The following is a 22,043-nucleotide window of genomic DNA, read 5'->3' as shown; positions in this document are numbered from 1 at the left end:
GTCGCGTGGGGGTGGGGGCCTCGAAGGGGGCCAGACGGCGAGGAGGCGGGGCCCGGTCCCGGTCTCGCGCTAGGTTCGGCCATTCTCGCACTCTCCGCTAAGCTTGCCCGGCGATGTCTGACAACAGTAGCGGTAAGGAAATCACGGTCCCGCCGATAGCCGATGAACTGGGTCGGGTCTTCGCCGGCGAGGGCTACGGGCTGCACTTGGTCGGCGGCCCGGTCCGGGACGCCGTGCTGCGCCGGAGTGTGAGCGATCTGGACTTCACGACCGACGCGCGCCCGGAGGCGACCGAGGCGATCCTGCGCGGGTGCTGCTCGACGGTGTGGACCACGGGCGCGGACTTCGGGACGATCGGCGGGCGGTTCCGCGGCGAGCAGGTCGAGGTGACGACCTTCCGGGCCGACGCCTACGACCGGGTGAGTCGCAACCCGATCGTCCGCTACGGCGACAATCTGGTCGATGACCTCCAGCGGCGCGACTTCACGGTGAACGCGATGGCCGTGTCGGTGCCCGGCCACGAGTTCACCGACCCGTTCGGCGGCATCGAGGACCTCGCGCGGCGCACCATCCGCACCCCGGCCTCGCCGGAGTCGTCCTTCGCCGACGACCCGCTGCGGATGCTGCGGGCCGCGCGCTTCGCCGCGCAGCTCGGCTTCGCGGTGGAGCCGGCGACCCTCGACGCGATGCGGCGCATGGCGCCCGAGCTGGGGCGCATCACCGCCGAGCGGATCCGCGACGAGTTCGTGAAGCTCATGCTCGCCCCCGACCCGGTCGCCGGGCTGCGCCTGCTGGTGGACACGGGCCTGGCCGAGCGGTTCCTGCCCGAGCTGCCGGCGCTGCGCATGGAGATCGACGAGCACGCCCAGCACAAGGACGTCTACGAGCATTCGCTCCAGGTGCTGCGCAACGCGATCGACCTGGAGACCGACGGCCCCGACCTGCTGCTGCGGATCGCGGCGCTGCTGCACGACATCGGCAAGCCCGAGACCAAGGACGTCACCGCCGCCGGAGGGGTGACCTTCCACCATCACGATGTGGCCGGGGCCCGGTTGGCGCGCAGGCGGATGCGCGAGCTCAAGTTCCCCAAGGCCGACGTCCAGGCCGTGTCGCTGCTCATCAGCCTGCACCTGCGGTTCTACGGGTACGGCGACGGCGGCCGCGGCGGTGAGACGGGCTGGACCGATTCGGCGGTGCGCCGGTACGTCACCGACGCCGGCGCGCAGCTCGACCGCCTGCACGCGCTGGTGCGCTCGGACTGCACGACCCGCAACCGCCGCAAGGCCGACCGGCTGCGGCGCGACTACGACGCGTTCGAGGAGCGCATCGCGCGGATCCGCGCCGCCGAGGATCTGCGCGCGGTGCGCCCGGACCTCGACGGGAACGCGATCATGGAGCTGCTGGGCCTGGCGCCCGGCCCCGAGGTGGGCCGGGCGTGGGCCCATCTCAAGGAGCTGCGGTTGGAGCGGGGTCCGATGCCCCGCGAGGAAGCGGAGGCCGAGCTGCTGGCCTGGGCGGCGCGGGAAGGGCTCGCACCACGTCCAGACGCGGGTTGAGGACCTCCCGGACGACCAGGGCGCACATGATCGCGACGGCGATCCACCGGGCCCCGGCGGCGAGGAGGAACAGCTCCTCGGGGATGCCGCGCCCGTCCTCGGCCGACACTTGCAGCATCTTGCCGTAGAAGGCGAGGAAGTAGCCGACCTCGGCGGCCTGCCACACCAGGAAGTAGCCCCACTTGGGGCGGGCGAGGATCACCAGCGGGATGAGCCACAGCACGTACTGCTGCGACCAGACCTTGCCGAACAGCAGGAACGCGGCGACCACGAGGAAGCACAGCTGCGCCAGGCGCGGCGCCGCGTCCGCGGTCCAGGCCGGACCGTCGCCGCTCGCGACCTTGCGCTGCGCGAAGTAGCCGAGGAAGGCGATCGCGATGCAGGACAGGGCGAACCCGACCAGGTAGAGGTCGTTGACGAAGTCGGCGTCCCACAGCCGGTCCCAGCCGGTGAGGCCGCGCAGCACGTACCAGCCGGTGCCCCAGTCCACGGGCCGTTCGGAGTTGAGCTCGAAGAACCGCAGCCACGACTCGGGCCACAGGTAGGCGACGGGCGCGTTGATCGCCGCCCACACCACGGCCGCCGTCGCGGTCGTGTACAGCGAGGGCAGGAGCTTCCGCTGCCGCAGGGCCAGGATCAGCAGCGGGCCGATGAACAGGAGCGCGTAGAACTTCGCGGCCACCGCGAGGCCGAGGAACAGCCCGGCGAGCACGGGCCTGCCGCGCTGCCAGTACAGGAAGAACGGCATCGACAGGGCGATGGCGAACAGGTCCCAGTTGACGGTGGCGGTCACGAGCATGACCGGCGCGGCGGCGAGCATCATCGCGTCCCACGGCCGGGAGGGCCGGGCGTAGACCAGGGCCGGGTCCCTTCGGTGATCCTCGCGAGCGGTGGATGCGGCCGGTTCGGTATCGGGAAGGTCGGTGCGGCGGTTGTCCTTGCGGATCGCGAACAGCGCGGCGATGGCGGCGGCGCCGCAGGCGAAGAGCACGACGGCGTTGAGGTGGTAGAAGATCGGGCCGCCGTCGGTGTCGAAGACCGAGCCGAGGCGGTAGGCGATCTGCCCGAGGATCCCCATGAACCATCCGGTCAGTACCGGGTATTCGACCGGGTGGTCGCGATAGGGGACGGCGCCCTCGTTGAGCCGCTCGGCCCCCCACAGGGCGCGGATGTCGGTGTAGCAGGCGTTCGTGTACTGCTGGTAGTCGATCCAGCCGCCCGCCGAGCACGGGTACTTCTGGAGCCAGCTGATCGCGAAGACGACGAGGCCGACGAAGGTGATGACCACGAACGCCGACCAGAATCGGCGCCTGGGCGGCGCGACGGCGTGGTCGCCGAACGGGCCTCCGATGAAGCCCGAGGCGAAGCGGACGAAGGGGTCGGTGCGGCTGGGGGCGGCGAACGCCCGGGCGGGGGGACGCCCGGGGGAGGGCGGCGGCTCAGATGAAGACGGCGGCATGGGCCTTATTGTGGCCCATGCCGCCGTCGAGTCGTTACCGGCCGAGTGGCGCGCTAACCGCCCCAACCCCGGGTGCTCTCCTCCTCGGTCGGTTCGGTGCCGTCGCCCGGGTCCGTCGTCGGGTCGTCCGGGCAGTTGAACGGCCAGGTGTCGCATTCCTCGCCCGACTCGCCCTCGCCCGGATCGGTCGTGGGATCGGTGGTCGGCGGGTCCCAGTCGTTGTCGTCCTCTTCCTGCTCCTGCTGGCAGGCCTGGCCGTCCCAGGTGCCGCCGCCGGCCTCGCACTCCTCCTGCGCCTGCTGGAGCGCCTGGCCCTCGCACAGGGCGTCCTCGGGGTTGGCCGCGCAGAACGCGCCGCCGTCCGAGGGGCCGCCGAACTTCTCGAGGTCCCAGGTCGTCGCCGAGCCCTTCTTGACCGGGCCCTCCCAGTCGACCGGCTTCCAGTGGTCGTTGTCGCCCTTGGCCGAAAGGATGCGGTCCATCGCGGTGAGCCACACCGGGTAGGCGGTGTTGCCGCCGAACACGTTGTTGTTGCTGCCGTCGGGACCGGCGATCGGATCGGACTCGGAGGAGAGGTTGCCGACCCACGCGGCGATCGAGAGCTGCGGGATCGCGCCGACGTACCAGGCGTGGGCGTTCCAGCCCGACGGGTAGTCCTGGCCGTTCTCGTCCTTGCCGGCGGCCTCCCACGTCCCGGTCTTGCCGAAGAAGTCGCGGGTGAGGTCCTCGCCGACCTTCGACTCGCCCTTGATCTGGGAGCCGACCCACTGGAGGTCGCGGGCGGTCTCGGTGGCGATGACCTGGCCCTCGGCGAGCGGGTTGAGCTCGGGGACCTCCTCGCCCCGGTAGTCGTAGACCTTCTCGACGTAGTGGGTCTCGTGGAAGTAGCCGTCGTTGGCGATGGTCGCGTAGATCGCGGCCATGTCCTTCACGCTCGTCGGGTACTGGCCGAAGGACAGGTGGTAGTAGAACGGGTCGGTCTTCTTGTCGTGGTTCGTCCCGCCGATCGGGCACGAGGTCGGCACGCCGTCGGTGTCCTCGACGAACATGCCGTCGGTGCGGATCTTCGGGTTGCAGTTCTCGTCGACCTCGACCAGCGCCCAGTCGTCGAGGTTGCCCGAGACGTTGGTGACGTTGTTGCCCTCGGCGTCGACCGCGAAGCCGTGCAGGATGTACCGGTACTCGCCCGCCTCGTCCTGGATGAACTCGTAGTTCACCTGCGGGGAGTGGAACTCGCCCTCGTCGTCGCGGACCTGGAGCGGCTGGTTCATGGTGCTCAGGCCCATGGCGGTGGCGTAGCGCAGGATCGCGTCGGCCCCGTACTGCTCGGCGATCGAGTACATCGGGGTGTTCTTGGAGTTGACCACCGCGTCCGACAGCTGCATCTCCAGGCTCGTCTGCGTCTGGTCGCCGTTGCGCAGCGTGCACTTGGGGTAGGTGCCGCCGCCGATGCACGACTCGGACTCCTCCAGCACGAGCGAGTCGAACTCACGCGGGGAGCCGGCGTTGAACCAGGACTCGATCGAGTCGCCGTTCTCGATGGCGGTCGCGGCGGTGACCAGCTTCATCGTCGAGGACGGCGGGTGCGGGGACTCGGCGCCGGCCTTGTCGACGCCGAAGCCGTCGTCGCCGCCGTAGTAGCCGAGGACCGCGCCGGTCTCGGGGTCGATGGCGACCATGGCCGTCATCATGTACGCCTTGTAGTCGACCAGGGCCGCGTCGGGATTGTCGTTCACGAACTGGGCGTAGCCCTCGGAGGTCTCGTCGATCGCCGCCTCGTTGGCGGAGTCGACGGGGTTCCCCTCCTTGTCGAGGTAGTTGCCCTCGTCGTCCTGCTTGAGCTTGACGTCGCCGCGCGAACCGGTGCTCACCAGGGAGTCCTGGATGTCCTCGTCGATGGTGAGCACGACCTTGTAGCCGCCGTTCTCGCCGTTCTTGCCGCCGAGCATGTCGGCGGTGATGCCGTAGCGGGCCTCCAACTCGTCGAAGACGTAGCCGTCGAGCTCGTTGACGATGAAGCCCAGGTCGGTGTTGCCGCCCCAGGAGCCGGCGGAGTTGAACGAGTCGATCGGGACGGGCATCTCGTACGCGTCGCGCTCGGCCTGCGTGAGCGCCCCGGTCTCGACCATCGACCGCATCGAGTAGTTCCACCGGTCGACGGTGGCCTCCTCGCTGTACATGTCGCCGTTGCCCTCGCCGTAGTACGGGTCGTAGAGGCCGTTGGGCGACTTGACCTGCATGACGATGTAGGCGGCCTCGTCGTAGTCGAGGTCGAGGAGCTCCTTGTCGAAGTAGACCTTCGCGGCCGCCTCGATGCCGGTGGCCCCGCGCCCGAAGTAGGCGAGGTTGAGGTAGGCGGTGATGATCTCGTCCTTCTCGAACTTGGACTCGATCTTGATGGCCATGGCGGCCTCGCGGGCCTTGCGGTCGTAGGAGATCTCGTCGCGGATGGCCATGACCATGCCCGCGTACTGCTGCGTGATGGTCGAGGCGCCCTGGGTGTCGCCGCCGCCGAGGTTGTTGACGAACGCGCCGAGGGTGCGGGTGACGTCGACGCCGCCGTGGTCGTAGAACTTGCGGTCCTCGGTGGCGACCAGCGCCTTCTTGACGGTGTCGGGGATCTCGTCGGGGTCGGCCTGGAGGCGCAGGGACTCGCCGTAGCCGCCGACCTCGGTGTCCCCGTCGGCGTAGGTGAACGAGCTCGACTCGCCCGCGCGGGCGAGGTTGCCCGGCTGCTCGACGTCGACGAAGAAGTAGGAGCCGACAATGGTCACGGCGGCGATGAAGAGGATGCCCAGGGCGATGACCACCGCGAGCATCTTGCGTCCGAACCGGCGCTTCTTCTTCTTGCCGGTCTCGGGGTCCTTGAGCGGTCCCTTGCCGGCGCGGCGGCGTCCGCCGCGCTCGCCCGCGTCGCCCGGGCCCGAGGTGCCGGGCCGGGTGCGCGCGGGGGCGGGGGCGGTGACCGAGGCGCTGCCCACCGAAGCGCTCCCGACCGAGGCCGAGCCGACGGAAGCGGAGCCGACCGAGGCGCGGCCGGGCCGTCCGGGGCCGCCGACCGAGGCCGAACCCACCGACGCCGAGCCCGAGGCCCGGCCGACCGAGGCGCTGCCGGAGGCGCGCCCGACCGAGGCCGAACCCGAGGCCGGGGTGCCGTACTGTCCGGAACGGGAGCGCGGCGCGGGGCCGCCTTGCTGGCGGCCGCCGCCCCAGCCGTAGTCGGGATCGCCCGAGCCGCTCCGGCCACCGTCGGCGGGCGCGTTGCCGTAGGCGCGGCCGCCTTGCCGACCGGCGCCGCGGCCGTGATCCCGCCCGTCCTCGGGGGGCGGGGCCGGACGATAACCGTAGTCGCTCATGCTCAACCATCCACGTGATGTGTAACCCGGACGGGGGCCGGAGCCCGCCGGTCGGACCGGCGCGCCCGGCACGCGGCATCCCGAGGGGGACGCGCCCGGCAGACCGGCGCTCGCAAAGGTCTACTCCCGGCATGGGGGGTGGCCGGTCGCCTCGCAGTCTCGCACACCGAATCTGAGCGATCTCTGCGAGATCGCTTGGTGGGGCCGAGCCTATCGGATCTGAACAGCGCTGACCAGGGCGCGAACCCGCACCTTGACGTGATCTGTACCTGAGGTTAAGGTTGTCCTGATGTATCGCCCCGATACATCGACTGGTTAGATCGCCGTGTGAGAGGAGGGACGCGATGCTCGAGCTGGCAATTCTAGGACTCCTGCACGAATCCCCCATGCACGGTTACGAGCTGCGCAAACGCCTGCTGGCCCTCCTGGGGGCCATCCGGGCCGCGTTCAGCTACGGCTCCCTCTACCCCACCCTCAAGCGGATGCGTCAGCGTGGACTCATCGTGGAGGAGACCCCGGGCGGAGGCGTCGACAAGGGCGCCGCGGCGAAGGCCCCGCCCGAGAAACCGCTGCTCACGGGCCGCAGGGCCCGGAAGGTATATCGGCTCACACCCGAAGGCAAAGAGCACTTCGCCCAGCTCATGGCCGGGGCCGACTCCGCCCACGCGGCCGACGAGGCCCTGTTCGGAGTGCACTTCGCGTTCTTCTCCCGCACCGACCCGGCCACCCGCCTGCGGATCCTCGAGGCGCGGCGCCGCCGCGTCGAGGAGCGCCGCGAGCGGATCCGGGAGGCCCTCTCCCGCACTGCCGAGCGGCTCGACGCCTACGGGCTCGAACTCCAGCGGCACGGGCTGGAGACCGCCGAGCGGGAAGTGCGCTGGCTCAACGAGCTCATCGCCTCCGAGGAGGGCCGCCGCCCGCGGCAGCACACCGATTTCGGCGAGCCCTTCGCCGAGACGGGGCGGCCTGGCGCCGCCCCGGTCCAGGGAACACCCGATCCGGCTGAGAGTGCCGGAGACTCAAATAAACAAGGCAAAGGAGGCATGCGCGATGGGTAAGCTGCGCGTAGCCATTGTCGGCGTGGGCAACTGCGCCTCTTCGTTGGTTCAAGGCGTCGAGTACTACCGTGACGCCCATGCCGAGGACCGCGTCCCGGGCCTCATGCACGTCCAGTTCGGCGACTACCACATCAACGACATCGAGTTCGTCGCCGCGTTCGACGTCGACGCGAAGAAGGTCGGCCAGGACCTGGCCAGCGCCATCAACGCCTCGGAGAACAACACCATCCAGTTCGCCGAGGTGCCCCCGACCGGCGTGAACGTCCTGCGCGGCCCGACCCACGACGGCCTCGGCCAGTTCTACACCGAGATGGTCACCGAGTCCTCCGAGGCGCCGGTCGACGTGGTCGCCGCGCTCAAGGCCGCCAAGGCCGACGTCGTGGTCTGCTACCTCCCGGTCGGCTCCGAGACCGCCGCGAAGTTCTACGCGCAGGCCGCGATCGACGCGGGCGCCGCGTTCGTCAACGCCCTCCCCGTGTTCATCGCCTCCGACCCCGAATGGGCCCAGAAGTTCACCGACGCCGGGATCCCGATCGTCGGCGACGACATCAAGTCGCAGGTCGGCGCGACCATCGTGCACCGCGTGCTGGCGAAGCTGTTCGAGGACCGGGGCGTGCGCCTGGACCGCACGTACCAGCTGAACTTCGGCGGCAACATGGACTTCATGAACATGCTGGAGCGCACCCGCCTCAAGAGCAAGAAGATCTCCAAGACCCAGTCGGTGACCTCGCAGATCCCGCACGAGATGCGCGGCGCGGACGTCCACATCGGCCCGTCGGACCACGTCCCGTGGCTGAGCGACCGCAAGTGGGCGTACATCCGCCTGGAAGGCACCACCTTCGGCGACGTGCCGCTCAACGCCGAGCTCAAGCTCGAGGTGTGGGACTCGCCGAACTCCGCCGGTGTCATCATCGACGCGGTGCGCGCGGCGAAGATCGCCCTCGACCGCGGCCACGGCGGCCCCGTGGAGAGCGCGTCGAGCTACTTCATGAAGTCCCCGGCCAAGCAGTACTCGGACGAAGAGGCCCGCCTCCTGGTCGAGAACTTCATCGCGGGCCTGTAAGAACGCGAAGCAGCCCACCGCAAGGGGGACCCCATGGTGATCGAGTGTCACGCAAAATGGGGTCCCCCTTGGCATTCGCCGGAGTTATCCTCGGACGATGCGCACCGAAGGGCACGTGAGGAACCTGGCCGGCAACCGCCGCTTCAGGCACCTGCTCGCCGTGCGCCTCACCTCGCAGGCGGCCGACGGCATGTTCCAGGCCTCGCTGGCGCTGTCGGTGTTCTTCAACCCCGCGCTCGGCGAGGCGAGCGACCCGTTCCGCTACGCCGCGGCCGTCGCGGTCCTCCTGGGTCCCTATTCGCTGCTGGGCCCTTATGTCGGGACGGTGCTCGACCGGTTCAGCCGCCGCAACCTCATCGCGGGCGCGAACCTGGCGCGGGCGGCGCTCATGATCGTCATCTGCCTGACGCTCGTCACCGGTTTCAACTGGACGTGGGTGCTGTGCGCGATGCTGGTGCTGGCGGCCAACCGGTTCGTGCTCGCCGGGCTCGCCGCCGCCCACCCGCAGGTCGTGCCGGTGCGGGACCTGGTGACGGCGAACTCGCTGGCCTCCACGCTCGGGGCGCTCGCCTACGGGCTCGGGCTCGCCACGACCGGCGTCGCGAAGCTCATCGACTCGGGCGTCTCGTACTCGATGCTGGCGCTCGCGGCCGGGGTCGGGTACCTCGCCTCGGCGCTGCTGGTCAGCGCCTCGTTCCGCCGCTCCGACCTGGGGCCGGCCGAGGACGAGGCCGAGAGCGGGGGCCTGTGGCGGGGGATCGCCGCGACCACCGAGGGCATGTGGGAGGGGTTCAAGCACCTGGGCCGGCGGCGCGGGCCGGCGCTCGCGATGGCCGTGCAGGGGCTGCACCGGTTCCTGTACGGGATCGTGTTCATCATCGCGATCGCCCTGTTCATGGGCTTCTTCTGGGACATCGAGTCCGATCCGACCCGCACCACGACGATCTCCTGGCTGCTGGTGCTCGCGGTCCTGGGCAACGTCGGGGTGCTCGCCGCGGCGATCGCCACCCCGCGCGCGACGCGCGTGTGGGGGCCGAAGAACTGGGTGGTCGTGCTCATGGCCCTGTGCGCGGTGGTCGTCGCGGCCCTGGCCGGGACCATGAAGCCGGTCATGTTCGCCGTCGCGGTCCTGCTGGTGAACATCGCCTCGCAGGGGCTCAAGATCACCGTGGACACCGGGATCCAGCACGGCATCGAGGACGCCTACCGCGGGCGGGTCTTCAGCGTCAACGACACGGTGTACAACGTGGGGTACCTCGCGGGGCTGTTCGCGGCCGCGCTCGTGGTCCCCAAGAACGGGTACGCGCCGGGCACGCTCGTCGGCGTGGCGCTCTCTTACGGTCTGATCTGTGTCGCATACGCCTACCTGGCGCGAGACGAGGCACCGTACGATGCACAGGCATGGAGCCCAGCCGCCCCCGAAGCGAGACCGAGCACGAGCGCCTGACAGGCGAGGCGGTCGCGGCCAACCCCTACCGCGGCACGCCGCCGTGGCAGCGCGGCAGCGGATGGAGGCGGGGCCTGGCCGGGATCGGCGCGGTGCTGCTGACGGCCGCCTCGATCGCGGCGATGGTCTGGCTGGCCTTCCGCGAAACCGGTGCCGCGGCCGACGCCGACGGCGAGGTGCTCTCGGAGCGGTGCACGGTCACCGAGGCCGAGGACGCGGGGCCGCGGGTCGACCCGTTCGAGCCGGGCGCGCCGACCGACCGGTTGATCGCCACCGTCCAGACCAACTACGGCGACATCGCCGTCCTGCTGTGGGGCGATGTGGCCCCCTGCGGCGTGGAGGCCTTCGCGCACCTGGCGCAGTCGGGGTTCTACAGTGCGCACGAGTGCGACCGGCTGACCACGCGGGCGGTCGATCCGACCGCGATCCTGCGCTGCGGCAGCCCCGGCGCCGACCCCGAATCCGATGCCCAGTCTGATGCCCAATCCGATGCTCAGTCCGGTGCGACCTTCGGTCCGGGTTGGCGCTTCCAGGCCGAGACGGCCATGGCCGGCAACGACGTGGCGGACGTGCTCGCGCTGGTCACCGACGAGCGCGGCCGCGCCGGCAGCGCCTTCGCGCTCATCCGGGGCGCGGCCGTGCCGACCGCGGGCGTGAGCGTCATCGGCGGCATCGTGGACGGCTACGAGGTGCTCGACGCGATCGCCGCGCTCACCGAGACCGTCGAATCCGACGGCGCCCCGCCGGTGCCGGTCGAGATCTGGGGGGTGCAGGTCACCGAACTGGCCGACCTGCCCACCGGGCCCGACACGATCGGCCAAACCCCCACGGAAGCCGCGGGAACGACGCCGACCGATGCGACCACGACGGCGGGGGAGACCCCGAGCGAGACGGCCTCCTAAGAACGGTCAGTCGTCGCCCTTGTCCTTGTCGCCGGCGCTGCGCTTGGCGTACTTGTCGACGTACTCCTGGCCCGTCAGGCGCCGGATCGCGTCCATGACCTCGTCGGTCACCGCGCGGATCACCACCCGGTCGTTCTCCAGGCCCTTGTACCGCGTGAAGTCCAGGGGCTTGCCCACCCGCACGCCCACCGGCGCGACGCGCGGGCGCGACTCGCCGATCGGCAGGACCTTCTCGGTCCCGATCAGGCCCACCGGGATCACCGGCGCACCCGAGGCCAGCGCGAGCCGCGCGACCCCCGGCTTGCCCCGGTAGAGGCGCCCGTCGGGCGAACGCGTGCCCTCGGGGAAGATCGCGAACACCCGGCCCTCCTCGAGGACCTCCAGCGACGGCTCCAGGGACGAGGCGCTCTTGCGCCCGCCCGAGCGGTCCACGGCCACCTGCCCGAGCGCTTTGACCGTCGAGGAGATGAGCTTCCCTTTGAGGCCCGCGCCGGTGAAGTACTCGATCTTCGCCATGGTCGCGATGTGTCGCCTGGTGGCGAGCGCGAGGAAGTAGTGGTCGGCGACGGAGAGGTGGTTGGACGCCAGGATGACCGGTCCGGTCTCGGGGATGTTCTCCCGTCCGTCGATCCACGGCCGCCATATGAGTTTGATGGTCGGCGCGGCCGTCCATTGCAGCGTCTTGTACAGCACCGTGTTCAGCTCTCCAGTGGTCTCACCCCGGCGGCGGGAGGAAGGTCGTCCACGGCTCGCAAGCGTCGCCATGCCCGGGCCGAGTCTAAGGCATCTGCCTGCGCTACAGGTATTGCCCGGGATGGTGGTCGCGGTCGTCACCGCGCGCGGCCCGCTCGGCCATCACGGCCCGGAGCTGCGGCGGGAGGTCCTCCCCGCCCGCGGTCAGCGCTTTCAGCTCGCCCGAGCGCATCGAGTCGAGCTGGAGGCGCGCGGCCATCTGCTGGGCGACCAGGGCGGCCTGGATGCCGTGGAACAGGCCTTCGAGCCAGCCGACGAGCTGGGCCTGCGCGATGCGCAGCTCCGCTTCGGTGGGGATCTCGTCGGCGCTGAACGGCAGTGAGAGCCGCTCGAGCTCGTCGCGCAGTTCGGGCGCGAGCCCGGACTCGAGTTCGGCTATGGAGCGGGCGTGGATGTCGCGCAGGCGCTGGCGGCCCTTGTCGTCGAGGTCGGCGGCGCGGACCTCTTCGAGGAGCTGCTTGATCATGGAGCCGACGCGCATGACCTTGGCCGGTTCGGGGACCAGTTTGGTCGGGTCGGACTCGTAGCGGTCCTCGGCCTCGTGGGCGGCCGCGTCCTCGGCGGTGATCGGGTTGCCGTCGGCGTCGACGATGAGCGGGTCGTCCTCGGACTGCCGCTCCTCGTACCCGTCCTGCTCCGGGCTGGTGTTCGCTTCGCTCATGGTCGGCGTGACCCCGCTGTCGTGTCGATGGGATGGTCGTCTCGGCGGCGCCGGAACCGGCGCCCGCCGCGTTTCCTCTTCCACGAGCCTAACGCGAACCCCACGGCCCCTGTTCCCGCTCGGCCCCATGCCCCCGAAGTGAGCACGGCCGTTCGCGAACAGCGAAAAGGCCGCCTGGTCGCCGCATCGCGACAAGATCCCACAATGGCGACGAACGGAGCGGTTCCCCGCATCGGCCGCGAATATGCCAGGATGTTCGAACGCGCTGTCGGTGCGGCGTTGACGACGGCCTTTGACTTCTGGTCCCATCAGCGGGTCAAGGGCTTCACCAGCCTGGTCGGCGACCTCGGCGAGTACCTGGCCGTCTGCGCCGAGCAGGCCGTCGAGATCGACGACAGCGCGTACTTCAAGTCCGACGGCAACGAGCCGAACACCGCCCGGGACACCATGGCGCTCATCATCACCGGTCAAACCAACAGGTCTCGCCTCATGATCACACGTGTGCTGTCCGCCGTCGTCTCCATCGCCCTCGCCGCACTGGCTCTCGGAGGATGCAGTCTCATGGATCAGGATCCGCCTCCCGCAACCGAGTTCGACGAAGCCGAGGCGTACCTGGTCCTGGAGCAGGCGGCGGCCGAGATCGTCGCCGGTCTGCCCGACTTCCCCGGATTCAACACCCGGTGGTACATGAGGCCTCAGGATTGCGGCGAAGCGCTCGGCAGCCGGTACGAGGGCTGGGTGGCGATAGAGATCGGATACGGATTCAGCGGCGCCGACTCGGCACTGCCTCTCGTCCGCACCGAATACGCCGACCTCTTGCGCGAGTCGTGGCAGGAGGCCGGGTACGACGTTCACCGGGACGACATCGACGAGACCACCGGAGTCGGCAGCATCGAGGCTGAACGACCTGACGGCGTGAACCTCTGGTGGACTGCCGCGAAGGGGGTCTCTTTGACACTCCAGACCGGTTGCGTGCCGCAGACCCCTGATTTCGACAAACCCGACTACCTCCCGCCGGCGGGCGGATCGGTCACGATCGACGACGCGCTTGCGGGAGCTCTCATGCACCCGCCGACCGCTGACACCACCGAGGCCGTCGACCCGTTCGCGACCGAACCGGCGAGCCCGACGACGGAGTGATTCCAAGGACCCGCCGACGACGGTTCGGTGGCTCATCATCGGCGACCTCGAAACGGCGGTGTGACCGCGCGCCGGCTGCGACCGCGACGGGGACGACGCCGCCGGACTGCTGCGTGCGGCCGCAGCCCATGGCTCGCCCAGAACTCCGAGACACTGGCCGACCCGGCGAAGCCCCTCTCGCTCTTCGGGGACCAGACCAGTTCTCGAGATGAGTCGCGGTGCGCTGACCGCCGATCGGAAGGGAATGCGTCTGACCCGACAGTCGAACGTCTTCCCGCAGCCTCAACCCGGATCGGTTCGATCCCCGAGGAGATCGCGGCCGGCCCGGAGGTTATCGGGCGGTTCGATCGTGGATTCGACCTTGGAGACGCCGGTGGCGGCGACCCTTCGGAGAGGATCGCCGCCACCGGTTGCGATTGCCACGGGTTCGATTGAGGAACCCTGCGTGCGCGAGGGGGGACTTGAACCCCCACGTCCTTTCGGACACTGGCACCTGAAGCCAGCGCGTCTGCCATTCCGCCACTCGCGCGAGTGTCAGTACTTGCGACGCGACGATATTACCCTGCCTGGGGTTCGGCCCGCCACGGGGTATTGGGCCGCTTGAGTCTCAGGCCACTCGGCGGGGCCCGGTCACAGGAGGGTGCGCAGGCGCCCGACGGGCCGCCCGCCGCCGAGGACCTCGGGCCAGGAGAGCCGCTCGACCTCGGGTTTGGCCTCGTCGGGGATCGGGAGCCCGGCCAGGCGGGTCATCGCGCGCAGGGCCACGGGCGTGGAGGCGCGCCCGCCGCCGTCGTCGATCTTGACGGCGGCCGCGCCGACGCCGGGTGCGGCCAGGACGTGGACGCCTTCGGCGCCGCCCTTGGCGAGCAGGCCGGGCAGGGCGGTCATGGACCGGTGGTCGGGCCCTTCGGTGCCGTCGACGAGGATCGGGTGCGCCCGCATGGCGTCGGCGACGCGCCGCTCGGGGGTGCCCTCGGGGGCTTCGACGAGGCGGGTGAAGGCGCGGGCGAGGCCGGTGAGGGACAGGGCCAGGACCGGTGCGCCGCACCCGTCGACGCCGACCGCGGCCACGGTCTCGCCGGTGAGCTCCTCGACGGTGGCGGTGATGAGCCGCTGGAGCGGGTGGTCGATGTCGCGGTAGGTGTCCAGGTCCCATCCGGCGGCCGCGCACGCGGCGAGCATCCCGGAGTGCTTGCCCGAGCAGTTCATGTACAGGCGCCGCGGCTCCCCGCCGGCGGCGAGCACGTCGCGGCGGGCGGTCGGGTCGCCGGGCAGGTCGGGCGGGCATTGGAGGCGGTCCTCGCCGACCCCCGCGTGGTCGAGGACCGAACGGGCCCGGGCGAGGTGGAACGGCTCGCCGCGGTGGCTCGCGGCGGCGATCGCCAGGTCGGCCTCGCTGTCGGGCTCCCATCCGGCGCGGAGCATCGCGACCGCCTGCATGGGCTTGTTGGACGAGCGGGGGAAGACCGGCGCGTCGGCGTCGCCGATCGCGGCGGTGCGCTCGCCCGCGGGGTCGGTCACGGCCACGCTGCCCCGGTGGAGGCTTTCGGCGAACCCGGACCGGACGATCTCGGCGACGGGTTCGCCGCCGCGGTAGGAAGCTGTCATACCGCGAGGCTAATGCGGTCGTTATTGGCGCGCGGCCTGATCGCCCGCGATGAGATCCGCGTCGGTCTTCTCGGCCGCCGAGCGCTTGAGCACCGCGAGGGCGATCTGGCCCAGCTCGTAGTGCTGCACGGCGGTGCCGATGTAGCCGACCTCCTTGCCGTCCAAGGTGACCGGCGTGCCGTGGGCGGGCGGCTGTTCGCTGGAGCCGTCGAGGTGGATCTGGACGAGCCGCCGGGGCGACTGGCCGAGGTGGTGGACCTTGGCGACGGTCTCCTGGCCCCGGTAGCAGCCCTTGTCGAGGTGGACGGCGGCCGCGAGCCAGTGCGCGACCTCATGCGGGACGGACTTCTCGTCGGTGTCGCGGCCGAAGGCCGGCACCTTCGCGGCGACGCGGAGCGCGTCGTACGCCCAGGTGCCGGCGGGGACCGCGTCGCCGCGAAGCAGCGCCGACTCGATGTCCTCGCGGCGCACCAGCAGGTCGTAGGTGGGCAGGCCGAGCGCGTCGGTGCGGCGCGTCCAGCCGGGGCTCGCCTCCAGCGCGGACCCGGGGTGGACCGAGGTCGGGACGGCCAGGAGGTCCTTCGCGGCGAACTTGGCCACCGGGACCGGCTGCGTCACCGGTGCTTCGGAGTCGGCCGGCTCGGGCAGCGTGCGGGTGAACAGCGCCCACTCGCCCGAGGCGTCGCGGACGTCGACCTCGGTGCGGAACTTCATGAGCTCCAGGTACTTGCGCAGGGCTTCGCCGCGTCCGGGCTCGGTGTCGAGCCAGACGGTCGCGCCGTCGTCGAAGAGGTTCGCGTGGTGCTCGATGCGCCCGGTGGGGGAGAGGATGAGCGTCTCGGTGCCCTGGTGGGCCTTGAGACTGGTCAGGTGCTGGGTGGAGAGGGAGTGGAGCCATTCGAGGCGGGCGGCGCCGGTGATCGCGATGAGGTCGCGGTCGGAGCGGTCGAACAGCGCGCCGGACTCGACGGCCTTCTTCTGCTCGGCGAGCGGACCGCCGTAGTGCCAGGCGGTGCGCCCGGTCTGCGTCTCGGAGGCCTCGGTCGCGACGGCGCCGGGCAGGGACAGGAGCGGGGACGGTGCGTTCTCGGTCATGCGTGCTTCTCCAGGCATTCAGCGCAGGTTCCGAACAGGGCGACGTGGCCGACGTCCATGACGAAACCGGTGGCGTCGGCGACGTCGTCGCGTGCGTTCGCGAACAGCGACGGCTCGACTTCGGTGATCCGGCCGCAGCGGTGGCACACCAGGTGGGCGTGGCCCCTGTCGCCGGACAGGTGGTAGGTGGGGGCGCCGTGGGAGAGGTGCGTGTGGGAGACGAGGAGGAGCTCCTCGAGCAGGTCGAGGGTCCGGTAGACGGTCGTGATGTTCACGCCCTCGACCTGCCCGCGGATCTGCTCGTGGATCTGCTCGGGCGTCGCGTGCCCGAGGGTGCGGACGGCCTCCAGGACGAGTTGGCGCTGCGCGGTCATGCGCAGGCCCTTGGAGCGCAGGACCGCGGCCAGTTCGGTTTCCGCCTCGGCTTCGGTGGGCATGTCTGCATGGTACTGCGCCCGCACGCGAGCGGACGCGTGCTGCGCCGCCCGCTCGGAGCCGAGGGGCACAATGACCGCATGGCACTTGTAACCGCAGTACTGCACCGCGGCGTCGTCGACTCCGACGAGCCGCTCCTGTGCGCCGACGACCTCGGAGTCCTCCGGGGCGACGGCGTCTTCGAGACGATCAACGTCCGCGACGGCCAGGCGTTCCTGCTGTCGGAGCACCTCGACCGGATGGCGAACTCGGCGCGCCGCATGGAGTTCGAACTGCCCGCGAAGGCGGACATGGCCGGCCTCGCCGAGCAGGCGCTGGCCGCTTGGCGCGAGCGGGCCGAGGGTGAGGGCGCGCTGCGCCTGGTCGCCACGAGGGGCCGCGAGCACGGCGGGCCGCTCACCGTCTACGCCACGGTCGATCCCGTTCCGCGCGAGCGCATCCTGCCGCGCCGGGACGGTCTGAGGATCGCCACGGCGAGCCTGGGGGTGAATGCCGACGCGCGGGGCGAAGCCCCGTGGCTTCTAGGCGGGGTGAAGGCGCTCTCGTACGCCTCGATGATGGCGGTGACCCGCTGGGCGAAGTCCCAGGGCGCCGACGACGCCCTGTGGGTCTCGGCCGACGGGTTCGCGCTGGAGGGGCCCACGTCCTCGCTGCTGTGGCTCGACGGGGACACGCTGTGCACCACGCCGGTCGCGACCGGGATCCTGCCGGGGACGACGAGCGCGCACCTGCTGGAGCAGGCGCCGAAGGCCGGGTTGCGGACCGCCGAGCGGCTGATCGCGGTGGCGGACCTGAAGAACGCCGAGGCGGCCTGGCTCAGCTCCTCGGTCCGGGGTGTGGCCTTCATCACTCAGATCGACGGGGAGCCGCTCGCGCAGCGCCCGGACGTCACGGCTGAGCTGGACAAACTCGCGGGTTTCGCAGTGCCATCGTAACGGTTCGGCATCGATTCCCAGGTAGTTCCCAGGCTCGGCACAGGCCACGTTCAGAGACGGTCCTCATAGTAATGAGTGTTCCGGTCACGCCGACAAGCCGAACGGATCGACATGGGCAGTCTTCCGGGAGGCACGGAACAATCCGGGGGCACAAGCCAGTAAGGGCAATCGGGCACAGCCCTACTGGTGCCAATGAAAAGTGGAGCTCCTCCACTTTATCGGGGCCGCAGCGAATGGGCAAGCGCTGCGGCCCCATTAATGTGTCACAGGACCGACACGAAACCGTATCGGCGCCAGTGGCGTTCGCGCCCCGGCGCATTTCCCGGGCCGTTCGAGCCGCGTATCCGCACGCCGCACCGATTCCATTTCGCATTGGCGCGCAACGACTTTCGTTTCTTCAGCGCGTGAGGACCTTGCCGGGGTTGAGGATGCCGAGCGGATCGAACGCGTCCTTGATGCGCCGCTGCGCCGCGAGGTTCACCGGGTCCAGTTCCCTTTCGAGCCAGTCGCGTTTGAGCAGTCCGACGCCGTGCTCGCCGGTGATGGTGCCGCCCATGGCGAGCGCCATCTCCAGGATCTCGTCGAACGCGGCCCTGCCCGCCGCGAGCGAGGCGGGGTCCTCGGGGTGCACGATGATGTTCGGGTGGAGGTTCCCGTCGCCGGCGTGGGCGATGACGCCGATGAGCACGCCGTGGCGCTCGGCCGCGGCCTGGACGCCGTCGAGGGCCTCGGCCAGTCGCGAGCGCGGCACGGCCACGTCGTCGACCAGCACGGTTCCCAGTTTCTCCATGGCGTGGTAGGCGCTGCGCCGCGACTCCAGGAGCGCGTCGGCCTCTTCTGCGTCGGTGGCGCGGTGCACCTCGGAGGCGCCCGCGGCCGCGCACAACCGCTCCACCGCCGCGAGTTCCTCGACGGGGTTCGCGTCGGCGCAGACCAGCAGGAGCGCCGCGGCCTCGGTCGGCAGTCCCATGGGCCGCAGGGCTTCGAGGGCCCTCAGGTGGGTGTTGTCGATGAGTTCGAGCAGGCTCGGCTGCGCGCCCGAGGCCATGATGTCGGTGACCGCCCGCCCGGCGTCGGCGGTCGTGTCGAAGACCGCCGCGAGGGTGAGCCGCTCGGCCGGGATCGGCGCGAGCTTCAAAGTCGCCTCGGTGATGATCCCCAGGGTCCCTTCGGAACCGCAGAACAGCCGCACCAGGTCGTACCCGGCCACGCCCTTTGCGGTGCGCCGTCCGCAGCGCATCACCTCGCCGGAGGCGAGGACCACTTCGAGGCCGAGCACGTATTCGGGCGTGGTGCCGTACTTGACGCAGCACATGCCGCCGGCGGCCGTGGCGATGTTCCCGCCGATCGTGGAGATCTGCCAGGACCCGGGGTCGGGGCTGTAGCGCAGGCCGAACTCGGCGGCGGCTGCCGAGACGGCGGCGTTGAGGACCCCCGGCTGGCAGACCGCGAGCCGGTCGACCGGGTCGATGGACACGATCCGGTCCATGGGGGAGAGGTCGAGGAGCAGCGCGCCGTCGACCGCCGTCGCCGCGCCGGCCAGGCCGGTGCGGGCCCCTTGGGGCACGACGGGGACGCCGTACTCGGCGGCGACGCGCACGGTCGTGGCGACCTCCTCGGTCGATCGGGCGCGCACCAGCGCCAGGGCGCGGCCGGGCGGCACGAGCCCGGCGTGGTCGACCGCGTGGGCGGCCAGGACGTCCGGATCGGTGACCGGCGCCAGGCCCGCCTCGGTGAGGGCGGAGATCGGATCGCTCATTCCGGAAGGGTAAGGCCATCCCGAGCCCCCGCCCACCCAGGGGACCTGCGCCCACAATGCCGCGCGGGTACGACAAAAAGCGGCCCTCAGCGCCCGGGAAGGCGTGAAGGTCAGCCGATCGCGTGAGGGAACGCGAGGGTCACGCGTACGGGTCGGTGTCGATGACCTCGCGGATGATCCGCGCGAGCTCCTCGACCCGCTCGATCCCCTCGGAGAGCGAGTACGAGCCGCCGGTGAGGATCGTGATCGAGATCGGCTGCTCGGTGTCCCCGCCGATGACGCCGATCGAGTTGACGATCCACTCCCCGCCCATGACGTCGCGGGTGTCCCACCCGTTCTTCATCCACACCGTCTCGCCCTCGCCGGCCGCCGCCGACACGCCCCACTGCTGGGACTCGGACAGGTCGCCCATGAGCGAACGGGTGAACTCGACCTGCTCGGCGTCGAGCACGCCCTCATAGAGCGCGAGCTCCAGCATCCGGAGCTGGTCGACCGAGGTGGTCTGGGTCTTGCCCCACTGCTCGGTCTCGTTCGGATTCGTGTGCTCGAGCCCGAAGTCGATGTGCGCCTGGGCGATCGCCTCATGGCCGTCGTCGAAGGTCCCGCCGTAGAGCATCTCGTTCGTGGCGTCGTTGTCGGAGTCGCGGATCATCTGCCCGGCGCGCGCCAGCAGCCAGCCGGGCACCTCATCGAGCGTCCCGTACTCCTGGAGCACCATCGTGAGGATCTCGACCTTGACGATCGAGGCCGTGTCGTACTGCGTCTCGCCCTCGACGTCGAGGCGGAACTCGCCGTCGTCGACCGCGACCGCCGCGTAGAAGTTCTCGTCCTCCAGGCCCGCGACGTACTCGCCGACCGCCCGGTCGAGCGCCGTCTGCAACTGGGCCTGGGCGGCCAGCCGCAGCTCCTCGTCAGTGGGCTGCAACGTGGAGGTGCTCAGCTCCGACTCCCCGGCCTGCGAACCGGGCAGGCTCTCGTCCGCGGAACCGCCCGTGCCGCCGTCGGCGCGCGAGAAGTCGCCGAGGTAGATCGTCGCGGCCACGAGCACGGCGAACGCCGGAACGGCGAGGTACGGCCAAAGCCGCCGCGAGGTGGTGGGCGTGGAGGACACGGCATGAACCTGACTCTTGAATGCGGGGGGACGCGGACTAAGTGCTGCGGCCCACGCTAAAGCAGTCACCTAAGTGACCACAAGCAGGGTCAAACGAGAGTTCGGTAACGGTTCCACAACACATACCGTGTGAGCGCCGCTACGCCCCTGCCGCCCCAATCGTCCCTCGAATGGACCGCCGCCGCAAACGACGAAGCGCCCGCCGACCGGCGGGCGCCGTCCTGGACACCGCGGGGGACGCGGTCGCGGTCGAGGGCCTTCAGTTGAGGCCGTGAGGCACTGGTCCGGGTCGTCGATGTGGGACCTGGGGAGGAAATATCCAGCAACGACCGCCCGATCCGCAGTGCCTCACGGAGACTCCACCGAGCCGGGCCCCGACTCGCCCCGCGAGGCGGCCTCCGGAGACGGCACGCCGGCCTTGACCGCCGACACCGCCGCAGGGTCCTTCGCCGGCGGACGCGGCCGCTCGGAAGCATGTGCTTCGAGCGACTGTGGCCGCGGCGACACCGCCTGCTGATCCGAACGCCTCACGCGCGCTTCACGCGCCGGACGGGCCGGGAACGAGCCCGGTACTGCACCGTGAAATGCAGCCCGCGCCGCCCGCGGCCGGTCGCGCCGGTTCCGCACCCGCCCGCCCGGCCAAGCCGGGGAGCCGTGCGCGGGACCGGACGCGGCGACCGCTCGCGGCGCCGGGGTCTGTGCGGCGACGGCACTCATGCCATCGCCCGCTGTTTGAGCAGGGTGCGTGCCACCGCCGCGGCCACACCCACCAGGCAGATGATCGCGACCAGCGCCAGCAGGCCGTTCGCCCCGTCGGCCACCGCCTTCGGGTCCACCGCCACGAACTCCTCGTCGGCGCCCGCGAAGTCACCGCCGGCCGCCGTGTCCTCCTCCGAACCGGCGGGAGGACCGAACGCGTTCACCTCGTCTTCGGCGGCCGCCTCGTCCTCGGCGTCCTCCGCTTCGTCGAGCGCCGCCGCGTCCTCGCCGTGGCCCTGCCGGCCCGCGGCCGAGTCGCCGCCGCCGGCCGGACGGTCGCCGCTGGGCGCTTCGAGCTCCGCGCCGCCCTCGTCCGGAGCGGGAAGATCGTGCACCGCGGGCGCCTCGGCTGCCGGCTCCTCCTCGTCGGCCGGCACGCCCTCCGACTGCGGCTCGACCACCCGCACCTGCGCCGACTCGTAATCGGCGAACAGGCCCGCGCACGCGGGGACCATCGCCACCTCGGCCGACCGGTTCATCACGAACACCTGCGTCGCGCCCGACCCGATGTCGTACACCTCGTCGCCCACATGCAGCTTCGCCTTCGTGCCGAGCTCGTTGCGGTAGCGCACCTGCGAGCCCTGCACCACCGTCACCTCGGAGGAGTCCGGGCTCGACGTGGCCGACAGCAGGCCCAGCGTGCCGCAGCTGCCGCTGAAGACGATCTCGCCCCCGCCGCTCGCCTCAGGCTCGTCCGCGGTCGCCATGCTCATCCCGGCCGCACCGCCGATGGCCAGCACCGTCGCCGCCGACAGCGCCGCCAGACGCGAACGGCGCCGCTGCGAGCGGCGCTCGGCCGCCTCCTGCACCGCCGGCGCGACCCGGCCGTCGTTCACCGGGTACGGCAGTGGAGGACGCGTCTGAGCCCGGGACTGGTGACCGAGCTTCGTGTTGTGTCTTCCCATGCCTTCGTCTCTCCAACTGCGTCTTCGATGCGGGCCACGGC

Annotated in this window: 17 protein-coding genes and 1 tRNA gene; 7 read left to right on the top strand and 11 right to left on the bottom strand. The window is 70.8% G+C overall.

What is annotated here, in order from left to right:
* Window positions 1-113 precede the first annotated feature (113 nt).
* Window positions 114-1,556 (top strand): CCA tRNA nucleotidyltransferase, encoded by a 1,443-nt coding sequence (locus IF12_RS25255; RefSeq protein WP_030161834.1) that lies wholly within the window; start codon window positions 114-116, stop codon window positions 1,554-1,556.
* Here IF12_RS25255 and IF12_RS0120580 read toward each other — a convergent pair.
* Entirely contained in the window at window positions 1,447-3,015 is a 1,569-nt protein-coding gene (locus tag IF12_RS0120580) for a glycosyltransferase family 87 protein (RefSeq protein ID WP_051704678.1), read from the bottom strand. The genes IF12_RS25255 and IF12_RS0120580 overlap by 110 nt on opposite strands.
* A gap of 53 nt (window positions 3,016-3,068) precedes the next feature.
* Window positions 3,069-6,371 (bottom strand): transglycosylase domain-containing protein, encoded by a 3,303-nt coding sequence (locus tag IF12_RS0120575; protein WP_030161829.1) that lies wholly within the window; start codon window positions 6,369-6,371, stop codon window positions 3,069-3,071.
* Between the two features lie 344 nt (window positions 6,372-6,715).
* Here IF12_RS0120575 and IF12_RS0120570 point away from each other — a divergent pair, with 344 nt between their 5' ends.
* The 4 genes from IF12_RS0120570 to IF12_RS0120555 all read left to right on the top strand — a co-directional run bounded on the left by IF12_RS0120570 (window position 6,716) and on the right by IF12_RS0120555 (window position 10,841).
* Window positions 6,716-7,429, top strand: coding sequence for a PadR family transcriptional regulator (locus IF12_RS0120570; protein WP_081913793.1), 714 nt, complete (start codon window positions 6,716-6,718; stop codon window positions 7,427-7,429).
* On the top strand, window positions 7,422-8,492 hold the full coding sequence (locus IF12_RS0120565) for an inositol-3-phosphate synthase (RefSeq protein ID WP_030161824.1): 1,071 nt from the start codon (window positions 7,422-7,424) through the stop codon (window positions 8,490-8,492). Before IF12_RS0120570 ends, IF12_RS0120565 begins: the two co-directional genes overlap by 8 nt.
* Before the next feature lie 97 nt (window positions 8,493-8,589).
* Complete coding sequence (locus IF12_RS0120560) at window positions 8,590-9,939, top strand: MFS transporter (protein WP_051704677.1); 1,350 nt, start codon at window positions 8,590-8,592, stop codon at window positions 9,937-9,939.
* Window positions 9,894-10,841 (top strand): peptidylprolyl isomerase, encoded by a 948-nt coding sequence (locus IF12_RS0120555; RefSeq protein ID WP_030161820.1) that lies wholly within the window; start codon window positions 9,894-9,896, stop codon window positions 10,839-10,841. The genes IF12_RS0120560 and IF12_RS0120555 overlap by 46 nt, the downstream gene beginning before the upstream one ends.
* Before the next feature lie 6 nt (window positions 10,842-10,847).
* On the opposite strand, the gene IF12_RS0120550 is transcribed toward IF12_RS0120555, so the two are convergent.
* Complete coding sequence (locus IF12_RS0120550; RefSeq protein ID WP_030161818.1) at window positions 10,848-11,534, bottom strand: 1-acyl-sn-glycerol-3-phosphate acyltransferase; 687 nt, start codon at window positions 11,532-11,534, stop codon at window positions 10,848-10,850.
* Between the two features lie 103 nt (window positions 11,535-11,637).
* Window positions 11,638-12,255, bottom strand: coding sequence for a bacterial proteasome activator family protein (locus IF12_RS23405; protein ID WP_035749794.1), 618 nt, complete (start codon window positions 12,253-12,255; stop codon window positions 11,638-11,640).
* 21 nt (window positions 12,256-12,276) lie between these two features.
* Here IF12_RS23405 and IF12_RS0120540 point away from each other — a divergent pair, with 21 nt between their 5' ends.
* Window positions 12,277-13,395 carry a hypothetical protein gene (locus tag IF12_RS0120540; RefSeq protein WP_133884092.1) on the top strand — a complete coding sequence of 373 codons (1,119 nt, stop codon included), beginning with the start codon at window positions 12,277-12,279 and terminating at the stop codon, window positions 13,393-13,395.
* Window positions 13,396-13,841: 446 nt separating this feature from the next.
* Here IF12_RS0120540 and IF12_RS0120535 read toward each other — a convergent pair.
* The 4 genes from IF12_RS0120535 to IF12_RS0120520 all read right to left on the bottom strand — a co-directional run bounded on the left by IF12_RS0120535 (window position 13,842) and on the right by IF12_RS0120520 (window position 16,535).
* Window positions 13,842-13,924: transfer RNA gene (locus IF12_RS0120535), tRNA-Leu, on the bottom strand.
* Between the two features lie 101 nt (window positions 13,925-14,025).
* Window positions 14,026-15,003, bottom strand: a complete 978-nt coding sequence (locus IF12_RS0120530) for an asparaginase (RefSeq protein ID WP_030161812.1) — start codon at window positions 15,001-15,003, stop codon at window positions 14,026-14,028.
* A gap of 21 nt (window positions 15,004-15,024) precedes the next feature.
* The gene (locus IF12_RS0120525; protein WP_030161810.1) at window positions 15,025-16,098 is read right to left on the bottom strand and encodes a folate-binding protein YgfZ; all 1,074 of its coding nucleotides are present in this window, start codon (window positions 16,096-16,098) and stop codon (window positions 15,025-15,027) included.
* Complete coding sequence (locus IF12_RS0120520) at window positions 16,095-16,535, bottom strand: Fur family transcriptional regulator (protein WP_030161809.1); 441 nt, start codon at window positions 16,533-16,535, stop codon at window positions 16,095-16,097. Before IF12_RS0120520 ends, IF12_RS0120525 begins: the two co-directional genes overlap by 4 nt.
* Window positions 16,536-16,613: 78 nt before the next feature.
* Between IF12_RS0120520 and IF12_RS0120515 the strand changes: the two genes are divergently transcribed.
* Window positions 16,614-17,468 (top strand): aminotransferase class IV, encoded by an 855-nt coding sequence (locus IF12_RS0120515; RefSeq protein ID WP_030161807.1) that lies wholly within the window; start codon window positions 16,614-16,616, stop codon window positions 17,466-17,468.
* A gap of 397 nt (window positions 17,469-17,865) precedes the next feature.
* Here IF12_RS0120515 and IF12_RS0120510 read toward each other — a convergent pair whose 3' ends face one another.
* The 3 genes from IF12_RS0120510 to IF12_RS0120500 all read right to left on the bottom strand — a co-directional run bounded on the left by IF12_RS0120510 (window position 17,866) and on the right by IF12_RS0120500 (window position 22,002).
* Window positions 17,866-19,227 (bottom strand): FAD-binding oxidoreductase, encoded by a 1,362-nt coding sequence (locus IF12_RS0120510; protein WP_051704676.1) that lies wholly within the window; start codon window positions 19,225-19,227, stop codon window positions 17,866-17,868.
* Between the two features lie 139 nt (window positions 19,228-19,366).
* Window positions 19,367-20,338 carry a serine hydrolase gene (locus IF12_RS24440; RefSeq protein ID WP_051704675.1) on the bottom strand — a complete coding sequence of 324 codons (972 nt, stop codon included), beginning with the start codon at window positions 20,336-20,338 and terminating at the stop codon, window positions 19,367-19,369.
* Window positions 20,339-21,051: 713 nt separating this feature from the next.
* Window positions 21,052-22,002 (bottom strand): hypothetical protein, encoded by a 951-nt coding sequence (locus tag IF12_RS0120500; protein WP_156036869.1) that lies wholly within the window; start codon window positions 22,000-22,002, stop codon window positions 21,052-21,054.
* Window positions 22,003-22,043: the final 41 nt, after the last annotated feature.

Source organism: Glycomyces sp. NRRL B-16210 (genome assembly GCF_000719515.1).
Lineage (GTDB): Bacteria > Actinomycetota > Actinomycetes > Mycobacteriales > Micromonosporaceae > Glycomyces.
This window is presented reverse-complemented; position numbering and strand designations above follow the sequence as displayed.